An 11,324-nucleotide genomic window follows, 5' to 3' on the forward strand; every position below is an offset into this window, starting at 1 on the left:
TTTGAGAATTCGTAAATATGTATGTATCATTTCATAGAATTTGACATGGAAAAACAGAATGAGTTAAAGTAAAATAAAACATACTTATCTCTAACAATAGGTAATCGGTCTCATTTTCGGTAGGAGAGGGGTTGTGATCATGAAAGATAAGGCAATGGGACGATGGAGTACTTACGAACCATTCTTCGTTCAACTAGGCGACAAAAAAGTAGCGGATGTCGTGATCACCAATCACGCAAAGCTGAGATGGACAGATCGGGTATCTGAAGACAACGGTTCTTTGGAAGAGATTTGCGCTTTTCTATGGGAAAAGCTGAAAACAGGCAAGATCGTTTCCTATTACCGCAACGAGCAGGATGTGTATTTGATCGATGAAGATCTTGTCGTTGTCGCCGAGTTTACGGAACTGGAACAGGAAACCGACATTGCCGGCAATCCGCTGCACAAGATGATTATTGTCACATTCCTCGGAAAAATGTCGGAGACGATAGAGCTTCGGGATTTAAAATCTTATTACTCTTGGCTCCGCCATTCGCGCCGAATGACTTTGATCAAAAACAGCCGTAAACGCAGGTAACCGAATAAAACTTGGATGCAGAGTATGCGGAACTTTTCGGCATGCTCTTTTTGTGTTTGTCTGCGGCGAATGGACTCCGGTTGGCGTTTTTCATATAATGGAGCAAAGAGAGGCGGTACGCGATGGCACTTAATTTTCATCAATTGCACATATTTTTTACCGTGGCGGAAAAGGGCAGCTTTTCCCATGCCGCCGGAGCGCTGCATATGACACAGCCGGCCGTGACGATGCAGGTGCAGGCGCTGGAGGATTATTTCGGCGTAAAGCTGTTCCACCGCAGCACCAAGAGAATCGAGCTGTCCGAAGCGGGACGAGCCCTGCTGCCGTTTGCCAAGCGCAGCATAGAACTGATTCGCGAGACCGATGTTGCGATGTCCAAATTTACGCGAATGATCGAAGGCAGGCTTCAGCTCGGGGCCAGCTTGACGATGGGAGAATACATATTGCCGCGGCTGCTCGGGCCTTTCAGCAAGGAGTACCCGAACATTTCGGTATCGATGAAGGTCATGAATACGACCCAGATTTTGGACGAGGTGCTCGGGCATCAGCTGAATTTCGGGCTTGTCGAAGCGCCGATCCGGCACCCGGACGTACATACGGAACCGATTTTGAGCGACGAGCTGAAGCTGATCGTGCCGGCGAACCATCCGCTGGCTGATCTCGAAACCGTTTCCTTTGACGAGGTGCTGAAATATCCGTTCGTCCTTCGCGAGCAAGGATCGGGCACGAGAAGGGTAATGGAAGAGGAGCTGGCCCGGCGGAGCATCGATTACAGCGCGATGAACATCGTGATGGAGCTCGGCAGCACAGGGGCGATCAAATCGGCGGTGGAGGCGGGGCTCGGCATCTCCATTTTGTCGCAGTCTTCCGTCAAGCACGAGGTCACGCTCGGCTTGCTGCACATCAAGCAGATCGAGAACATCAGCTTCGAGCGCAGCTTTTACGCCATTTATTTGAGCTCGACGCTGCTGCCGATTTCGGCGGTCAGCTTCATGACGTTTCTCCGTCAGGAAAATTTGAGCCAATGGCTGTAAATTTTAACACAACTATGCAGCTTGCTTTACCGTCCGTTCATACAAATCAATTAAAATGAGGAAAGAGGAAATCGCCATGACCACACGCACGGAAGCGGATCTGCACACGCATACGACAGCTTCTGACGGTACGCAGCGGCCCGCGGCGAACGTTCAAATGGCTTACGAAGCGGGACTTGCAGCTATTGCCATAACCGATCACGACACGGTGTCAGGCGTTGCGGAAGCCGTTCAGGAAGGCCGCAAGCTCGGCATTGAAGTCGTTCCCGGAGTAGAGATCAGCACAGTTGCCCGCAATCAGGACATTCATGTGCTCGGTTATTATATCGATATTAACGATCCGCAGCTTCAGCAAAGGCTCGAAACGCTGCGTGAAACGAGAGATCGCCGCAACGAAATGATTATTGAGCGGCTGCAGCAACTGGGGATCGACATCACGATGGAGGAAGTGCTGCACGAAGTCGCGAATGTGAAAACGAAAGGCGACACGGTCGGCAGGCCGCACATTGCGGCTGTGCTTTTGAAAAAGGGAGCCGTCGCATCGGTCAGCGAAGCTTTTGACCGATATTTGGGCAAAGGCGCCGCGGCATACGCCAATCCGCCGAGAATCGAGCCGGCTGAGGCGATCCGGTGGATTCATGAAGCGGGAGGAGCGGCCGTGCTTGCCCATCCCGGCATCTATCACGACGATGAGCTGGTCGAACAGATTATCGCCCAAGGCCTTGACGGCATTGAGGCGTTTCATTCCGACCATGCGCCTGAAGAGGAAGCCAAGTATTTGCAGCTGGCACAGCGAAGCGGGCTGCTTATAACCGCAGGCTCGGATTTTCACGGCGAACGGGGAGGCGTCGTCTTCCATGCTCCGATCGGAGCCAGAAGAATCGGCGTCGGCGTACTTGACGATCTGCGCAGAAAGAAGGGACATCAGCGATGAGGCACATTCGCAAAGCGATTATACCGGCAGCCGGCCTGGGCACGAGATTTTTGCCGGCGACCAAAGCGCAGCCCAAAGAGATGCTGCCGATTGTAGACAAACCTGCCATTCAATATATTGTCGAAGAAGCGATGGCTTCCGGCATTGAAGATATTATTATCGTTACGGGCCGCAACAAGCGGGCCATCGAAGACCATTTTGACAAATCTGTCGAATTGGAGTCGATTTTGGAGGGAAAAGGAAATTTGGCGCTGCTTGAAACGGTGCAATCCGTCTCCAATTTGGCTGATGTGCACTACATTAGGCAAAAGGAACCGCTGGGACTCGGTCATGCGATCCTGTGCGCACGGAAATTTATCGGCGACGAGCCGTTCGCCGTATTGCTCGGCGACGATATTTTGCAAGCGGAGACGCCCGGGCTGAAACAGATGATCGATATTTACGAGCAGACCGAGACTTCGGTCATCGCCGTAAAGGAAGTGCCGTGGGAAGATGTCAGCAAATACGGGATCGTTTCTCCGGCCAAAAACTTGGGCGGCTACAGCTTGATCGAAGATCTGGTGGAGAAGCCGGACCGGGAATCCGCTCCATCCAATATGGCGGTGATCGGCAGGTACATTATCGAGCCGGACATTTTTCAAATTTTGGAGGAGCAGGAGCCCGGAAGAGGCGGAGAAATCCAGCTGACCGACGCGCTTCGCACGCTGAACAAGCGGCAGCAGATGGTCGCTTATTTGATGCAGGCGAAGCGGTACGACGTCGGCGACAAGCTGGGCTATATTGAAGCGACGATCGAACTGGCGCTGCAGCGGCCGGATCTTGGAAGCGAAGTGAAAGCATATTTGCAAGCGCTGAGCCGGCAGTGGGACATGGAATAGAGACTTCAGCCAAGCCTGGGAGGTAGAGCGGCAATGACAGAGCGGATCGCAGTCATCGGAACAGGGTATGTGGGGTTGGTTTCAGGGGCTTGTTTGGCCGAACTCGGTAATCGGGTCATTTGCGTCGACCGGGACGAAGTCAAAATCGCCCGTTTGCAACAGGCGGATATCCCGATATACGAAATGGGGCTGCAAGAGCTTGTCGCATCCAACCTGGAAGCGGGACGAATCTCCTTTACAACCTCGATCGCCGAGGCTGTTCTGAATTCCGAAGTGATCATCATTGCCGTAGGCACGCCGGCGTTTGACAACGGCGACGTGGACATGACGCAAGTCCGCAGCGCAGTCGCCAGCATTGCAGCTCATATGAACGATTCCAAAACGATCGTTATCAAAAGCACGGTTCCGGTCGGAACGGGCCGGTTGATCGAAAACCAGCTCAAGGAACTGCTGCCAGGCGCCATATCGGCGCACGTCGTATCGAATCCCGAATTTTTGCGGGAGGGATCGGCGATTTACGATACGTTCCATCCGGACCGGGTCGTTATCGGCTCGGACCATGCCGAAGCAGGCCTGCGGATCGCCGCCCTTCACGCACCTTTGAACGTGGAGATGCTGATGACGGACCGCGAGAGCGCAGAGTTGATCAAGTATGCATCGAACGCTTTTTTGGCCGCCAAAATTTCCTTTATTAACGAAATGGCGCACGTGTGCGAAAAAGTCGGGGCCAACATCAACATCGTTGCCCGCGGCATGGGACTGGATCGCAGGATCGGTCCCCATTTTTTGAACGCCGGTATCGGCTACGGCGGCTCATGCTTTCCGAAGGACACGAAAGCGCAGCTGAAAATTGCCGAAAACGTCGACTACGATTTCAAAATATTGCGCTCGGTCATTGAAGTGAACCAGCTGCAGCGGGAACGGTTCGTCCGCAAAATCCGCAGGACGCTGGGCGGCACCGTCGAAGGCAAACGCCTGGCCGTCATGGGGCTCGCCTTCAAGCCGAACACGGACGATTTGCGGGATGCGCCGGCGCTGGATATCATCGTCGCGCTGCAGCGGCAGGGCGCCGATGTCGCCGCTTACGATCCGGCTGCCGCGGTGCCTGCGGCCAGGCTGCTAACCGGGGTCGGACTGTTCACCGACCCTTACGAAGCTTTGATCGGCGCTGATGCAATGATCATCGCCACCGAATGGGATTCTCTGCGCACATTGGACTATGAGACCGTGCGCAATTTGCTGAAACAGCCGATCATCGTCGACGGCCGGAACATGTTCGAGCCTGACGAGATGAGGAGGCAGGGCTTCAGCTATGTTTCCATCGGAAGGTCCTAAGAACCGTGCGAAACCGGCTCGAGCAACACAAAAGACGCCCCGAAACCACGATGTGCGTGGGATGGAGGCGTCTTTTGCGTTGCGGAGGCATCATTTCAGGCCTCTGTGCCCGGCTAGGCTCTTAGCACATTCCGTACGATGTGAAAGCTGGAAAGGAGCCGCTGGGTATGTCGCTGGCGATGCGGGGCAACGTTGCATAAGGTGGAGCCGCGAGGGAAAAGCCTGCAAAATGCAAAAACTTTCGGTCATGATGCGTCTGAGCCCCGCTTTTGAGCGGTCAAAACTGCCGATTTGTAGGAATAGTTCGAAACAAGGCCATCTAGGAGTCTGTCCGATCAACCACGTAGAAGGTATATATAAGCAAAATGACAGTCATTATGCAGCGTAAGCGGCAATATATGCAGTCATTACTCACCCGGTATGCACAAAAGTAACTCCGGCGGATAGACTCCTAGGAGCATATACTTGTACTTTTCAGGTTGCCCAGAAACCCACACGCCAGAGCCGGTTGCACAATTTGCCTGTTTGAGCGAAAAAAACTGCAAAAGTACAGTTTTTGCACGGTTGATACGCTAGCCGTGAAAAATTCCTGCAATTGTGCAGGAATTTTGCCGCGAAAGTAGGTTTAGAATCATTTTCATCGAAAATTCCTGCACTATCGCAGGCTTTTCAGCAAAACGATCCGCTTTTCCGGAAAATTCCTGCACTTTTGCAGGTTTTCTCCCCGCGAAGCCACCGTTGCCCCCACTTCAGCGCCGCAACCCGTGCAGGAGAGGCTGTGCCCTCCCCGGTTCCACTAGCCTGTCACTTGATTAACAATCAAATTTTCGCAAGTTATCTAACCGTTAATAGAGATGCGGTTCTCCAATGTACGTTTGCTCAACAGCTGTACGTTTGCTCAACGGCTCAACTTCCGCAAGTTTTTTTGCAGGCTTTTTGCGCGTTACCGATGATTTTGGCGAGCAAGTTTTTCAACGGTAGCGGAAACATTGCTGCTCACTAGGAAGCTATCAGACGGAGATACTTTGTTCAGACTCAATGAATCATGCCTGCATATACGCCGTTATCGCTGCAAAGCATCCGACACTTCGCATCAACTTACTTCTACTGAGTTCATCGGCCAGCCACCTAGAGAAAAAGCCTCAGAGCTCCGCCAGCGATGCTGCCTATTGTCCCGGCGATCGTGCAGGCCTCGACACCACAGCCCGCAAGTTTGGACGCATCGCACGCACGGGCGATGATCAAAAACATCTTACTTTACGCTAACTTTCAGCTGTTTGATTTTGTTTTCTTCGGGCGTGACGAACAGCGTTTTCTGGTTTACGTAAATGACGAAACCGGGCTTGGAGCCGTTCGGTTTGTGCACGTGCCTGATCAGCGTGTAGTCGACCGGTACCTGGCTCGATTGCTTGCCCTGGCTGAAATACGCGGCGAGTTCGGCGGCTTCAAGGAGCGTCGTGTCCGGAAAGCTATCGCTGCGAATGACGACGTGGGAGCCGGGAATATCTTTCGTGTGCAGCCACGTGTCGCTTTGATTGGCCAAGCGGCTTGTCAAGTACTCGTTTTGCGTGTTGTTTTTGCCCACATAGATCGGAATACCGTCGCTGGACGTGTAGCAGGCGAGAGCAGGCTTAACCTGCTTTTTCTTTTTGCGCTGCTTTTTGTTGCGGTCGCGCAAATAGCCCTGCTCCATCAGCTCGTCGCGGATTTCTTCAATGTCCTGCATCGATGCAACGCTAAGCTGCTGCAGCAGCGAGCCGATGTATTCGATTTCCTGATGGGTCTGTCGGATTTGTTCTTCCACGAAAGCCGTACTGTTTTTCATTTTCGAATATTTTTTAAAATAGCGCTGTGCATTTTCCGACGGCGTGAGAAGCGGGTCGAGCGGAATGCGGACGGACGCCTGATTTTCGTCGTAGTAATTGACCGTTTCCAGATCTTTGTCGCCTTTTTTGATCAGATGGAGCGATGCGGTCAGCAGTTCGCCAGTGATCCGGTATTTATCGGCGTCTTTGGATTCTTCTATGGTTTCGTGCAGTTTTTCCAGCTTTTTTACATTTTTATTGTTTTCATTTTGCAAAAAGCGGAAAAGGTCGTTGGCGCGCTGCTTGACGGTATCCCGCTCCGCCTTGTCGCCGTAAAAGCCTTCCAAGCAAGCGCTGGCAGACGCAAACGGCGTCGTCTGGCCATCGATATGCGTCAGCTTCGTCATCGCAAAATAAAGCTTGCCGGTCTCTGCCTGCCGGACGATGACCGGATCGTACCGATGGTCGCGAATTTGTTCCATAACTCCGCAAAAAGCGTTCCACAGCGCGGAAATATCCGCCTCACCGGCCGTGGCGTCCGAACGATGGCCGCTGCGGTGGACGATCTCTTTGGCGATAAGGGGGCTCAAGCCGCTGAAAGCCGCAACCAGCCGCTGCTCCGGCTTATCGGAGCCGTCGGCTGCGCAAGCCTGTGCCAAAGAAGCTTTGTCCGCCTGAAGCGGGTTCAATTTGTCCTGGGCGGGCGGCGCCGTGTATTTGCTTCCGGGCATGACAATCCGATGCGAACTGATCGCCGGCGTCACATGATGAATGCCGTCCACAATCGTATCTGTGGAAGGGTCGAGCAAAATAATGTTGCTGTGGCGCCCCATAATTTCCACGAGCAGCGCTTTGGTGCTGATATCTCCCAATTCATCCCGCTGGCGAATTTGCAGGCGCACGATGCGCTCCATGCCCACTTGTTCGATGGCTTCTATAATGCCGCCCTCGCAGTGCTTGCGCAGCAGCATGCAAAACATGGGCGCTTCCTGCGGGTTCATGAACTGCTGCTCGGTGATATGCAGCCTTGGATAGGTGGGATTAGCCGAAAGCAAAAGCTTTATGTTGTGCCCTTGCGCTCTGATGTGCAGCAGCACGTCGTTTTCGCTGGGTTGGTGAATCTTGCTGATTCGTCCTCCTACGCAAGTCTGAAGTTCGTGCACGACCGCGTGAAGAACGAGTCCGTCCAATGCCATGATAGAAACAACTCCATTCTTATGTTGAAACGCCGAGGTGCCGACAAGCCGGCTGCTACAACCGGCGCATCCCTGACGCTATTCTCTATCATGCCATATTTTCGGCAAAAACTTAAGCGACTTTTCCCGGCATAAACGATTTCAGGGATATTTTCCGGCTTGTCTGAATACATTTACGTATCAGAGTGGTATAACTCGTACTCATTTTGAGAGGCAAGTACATGTAGGAATTGGGAGGGAGAAGGGCGGATGAGTCGGAACAATTGGCACCAGATGACGACGGAGGAAGTCTTGCAGTCTCAGCAGGTGAGCATGCAGCAAGGATTGCCCTGGGAAGAAGCGTGGAAACGGCAGGCCGAAACGGGCCGCAATGAACTTTCGGAAGGGCAGCGCGTATCTCCGCTTACGCTGTTATTGAACCAATTTAAAGACTTTATGGTGCTGGTATTGCTCGGGGCAACCCTCATATCCGGCTTGCTGGGCGAATATTTGGACGCCATAACGATCGTCATCATTATTTTGATGAACGGCATTTTAGGTTTTTTGCAGGAATTTCGAGCAGAGCGCTCGCTTCGCGCACTTAAAGAACTGTCGGCCCCGCATGCCAAAGTCGTCAGGGAGAACGCAGTTCATCAAATACCGGCCCGCGACCTTGTGCCCGGAGACATTGTGATGTTGGAAAGCGGGGACCGGGTTCCGGCGGACGTCCGATTTATCGAAACGAACGGCGTTTACATCGAGGAATCCGCACTGACCGGCGAATCGGTGCCTGTCAGCAAGCTGACGGAGCCGCTTTCAGGCATGGACGTGCCGCTTGGCGACCAGCGGAACCTCGGTTTCATGGGCACGATGATGTCCAGAGGCACAGCCAAAGCTATCGTCGTTCGCACAGGCATGGAAACCGAAATGGGCAAAATCGCCGACTTGATTCAAAACACGGAATCGATGGAAACGCCCTTGCAGCACAGGCTGGAACAGCTCGGCAAAATTTTGATTATCGTCGCCATCGCGCTAACCGTACTCGTAGTCGTGGCCGGCATCATGCACGGCCAACAGCCTTACGCGATGTTCCTGGCCGGCGTCAGCTTGGCGGTAGCGGCCATTCCCGAAGGCTTGCCGGCCATCGTAACGATTGCGCTCGCGCTGGGGGTGCAGCGGATGATCAAACGCAGGGCGATCGTCAGGAAGCTTCCCTCAGTCGAAACGCTCGGCTGCGCATCGGTCATTTGCTCGGACAAAACAGGGACGCTGACGCAAAACAAAATGACCGTCACCCATCTCTGGGTCGGCGGCGACGTGATGGAAGTAACCGGCGACGGTTACTCCCCGGACGGCGACATCCAGTCGGAGGGCCAGAGTGTCGATCTGCAAAGGCACCCGATGCTGCACAAGCTGCTTCAAGTGTCGCTGATGTGCAACAATGCTTCCTTGCATGAAGAAAAGCAGGAGCAAAAGCGCAAGAAAGGCAAGGACGCGGACGAAGAGAACAACTCGGTCTGGGGCATCAAAGGGGACCCTACCGAAGGGGCGCTCGTCGTTTTAAGCGCAAAAGGCGGCGTGACGCATGAGCTGCTGGACAACCAGTTCAAGCGGATCGCGGAGTTTCCTTTCGATTCGGAGCGCAAGCGGATGTCCGTAGTTGTCTCGTATGAAGGAGGGCGCATGGTGTGTACCAAGGGCGCGCCCGATGTGCTCCTGCAGCATTGCAGCTACGTGCTTTGGGACGGCAAGGTCATTCCTTTCACTTCAAGTTTGAAGCAAAAAGTGATGTCGGCCAATGAAGGCATGGCCAAATCGGCGCTTCGCGTTCTCGGACTTGCTTATCGGGAACTGAGAAGCACGGACCGTTACGGGGAAATGGACGATGTGGAACACGGCTTGATTTTTATCGGCTTGACAGGCATGATCGATCCGCCGCGCAAAGAAGTGCGCGATTCGATCGCCAGATGCCGCAAAGCGGGCATCCGCACGGTCATGATCACCGGCGACCATCAGACGACGGCCGAAGCGATCGCCAAGCAGCTCGGGATGGTTCCGGCCGGCGGCGTCAGCATGAGCGGACAGCAGCTCGGGCTTTTATCCGACGATGAGCTGGACGCGAAAATAGACGATGTTTACGTGTTCGCCCGCGTATCGCCCGAACATAAGCTTCGCATCGTCAAAGCGCTGCAACGCAAGGAACATGTCGTGGCCATGACCGGCGACGGCGTGAACGACGCCCCAGCGATCAAAGCGGCGGATATCGGCATTTCTATGGGAGTTACGGGCACGGACGTATCGAAGGAAGCGTCGTCCCTGGTTCTCAGTGACGATAACTTTTCGACGATAGTCGCAGCGATTGAAGAAGGGCGGGGCATCTATGAAAATATCCGCAAATTCATCCGCTATTTGCTCGCATCGAACGTGGGCGAAATTATGACCATGTTCATCGCGATGATGGCGGGGCTGCCGCTGCCTCTCGTGCCCATTCAAATTCTGTGGGTCAACCTGGTTACCGACGGGCTCCCGGCTATGGCTTTGGGCGTCGACCAGGCCGAAAAAGACTTGATGCAGCAAAAGCCGCGCACCGCGAAAGAAAACATTTTTGCCAGACGTCTGGGCTGGAAAATTATTAGTCGCGGCATTTTGATCGGCGTCTGCACGCTCGGGGCGTTTTGGCTCGTGCTTCGCACGAACCCGGACGACGCCCAGACGCTGGTCAGGGCGCAAAGCGTCGCATTCGCCACACTCGTGATGGCGCAGCTCATCCATGTGTTCGACTGCCGCAGCTCGCGCTCCATTTTCCACCGCAACCCGCTGCAAAACCGCTTCCTGGTACTAGCCGTTCTGTCTTCTCTAGTACTGATGCTGGCCGTTATGTACATCGACGAGCTGCAGCCGATTTTCAAAACCGTACCGCTCGACTGGAAAGAATGGATTCTTGTGCTGATCGCCGCCGGCATTCCGACGTTCCTTATGGGCATCGGCAGCGTGTTGTCGCCAAAAAGGAAAAAGCGCCCGCGCGGTGCATCCTACAGCTCCAAACCGAGCTTTCGCTAAGCTGCTCTTTTCGCACCGCGCGCAGCTCCCAGCGCGCGGTGTTGCGCTGGATGACGGCGGCCGGTCGGCCACATGCCGCGTCGTAAAAGCTTTAAAGCCGCCTCGTGCGGCTTTTTTTATGTTTTTGGGATGAACCATCCATCGATCGAAGACGGCGAGTACTGTTGAAAAGCAGCACTTGAACCGGCGGCAACTTTGTCTGGAGTCAAGACCTTTGTCTGGTAGTAGCACATTTCTGTCTGTCAGCAGCACCTCCACCTGTATCAACACTTCTGCCTTACAGCAGTACCATTGCCTGGTATCAACACTTCTACTTTGTAGCAGCACCTCTGCCTGACAACAGCGTCCACGCTTGACCTCGTGAAGAAAACCTGCAAAAATGCAGGCTTTTCCGCGAATACATGGGCTTAGACTCATATTCATCACTAGCTTTGCAAAGAAGCTAACATCGACTGGATTAAAATGGTTAAGTTTCTTTTTGAGTTATTAGATACTTATTTTCCCATTTGCTACTTCCGGCAAATGG

Annotated in this window: 7 protein-coding genes; 6 read left to right on the top strand and 1 reads right to left on the bottom strand. The window is 53.6% G+C overall.

All coding sequences use genetic code 11. The features are described 5' to 3' along the window. Positions 1-139: 139 nt before the first annotated feature. From AC6RNO_RS14180 to AC6RNO_RS14200, 5 genes are all read left to right on the top strand, one after another. Entirely contained in the window at positions 140-577 is a 438-nt protein-coding gene (locus tag AC6RNO_RS14180; RefSeq protein ID WP_474684970.1) for a hypothetical protein, read from the top strand. A gap of 122 nt (positions 578-699) precedes the next feature. Then, complete coding sequence (locus AC6RNO_RS14185) at positions 700-1,611, top strand: selenium metabolism-associated LysR family transcriptional regulator (protein ID WP_474684971.1); 912 nt, start codon at positions 700-702, stop codon at positions 1,609-1,611. A gap of 76 nt (positions 1,612-1,687) precedes the next feature. Next, the gene (locus AC6RNO_RS14190) at positions 1,688-2,545 is read left to right on the top strand and encodes a PHP domain-containing protein (protein WP_497105799.1); all 858 of its coding nucleotides are present in this window, start codon (positions 1,688-1,690) and stop codon (positions 2,543-2,545) included. Further along, positions 2,542-3,423, top strand: a complete 882-nt coding sequence (galU, locus tag AC6RNO_RS14195; RefSeq protein WP_497105800.1) for a UTP--glucose-1-phosphate uridylyltransferase GalU — start codon at positions 2,542-2,544, stop codon at positions 3,421-3,423. The genes AC6RNO_RS14190 and galU overlap by 4 nt, the downstream gene beginning before the upstream one ends. Positions 3,424-3,456: 33 nt before the next feature. Continuing rightward, positions 3,457-4,758, top strand: coding sequence for a nucleotide sugar dehydrogenase (locus AC6RNO_RS14200; protein ID WP_497105801.1), 1,302 nt, complete (start codon positions 3,457-3,459; stop codon positions 4,756-4,758). A gap of 1,252 nt (positions 4,759-6,010) precedes the next feature. Here the strand turns inward: AC6RNO_RS14200 and AC6RNO_RS14205 are convergent. Next, a complete protein-coding gene (locus AC6RNO_RS14205) occupies positions 6,011-7,759 on the bottom strand; it encodes an Rqc2 family fibronectin-binding protein (RefSeq protein WP_488437927.1) in 1,749 nt (582 codons plus the stop codon). A gap of 249 nt (positions 7,760-8,008) precedes the next feature. Here AC6RNO_RS14205 and AC6RNO_RS14210 point away from each other — a divergent pair, with 249 nt between their 5' ends. Continuing rightward, positions 8,009-10,798, top strand: a complete 2,790-nt coding sequence (locus tag AC6RNO_RS14210; protein WP_497105802.1) for a calcium-translocating P-type ATPase, SERCA-type — start codon at positions 8,009-8,011, stop codon at positions 10,796-10,798. Positions 10,799-11,324 lie beyond the last annotated feature (526 nt).

This window comes from Paenibacillus sp. sgz302190 (assembly GCF_059820445.1).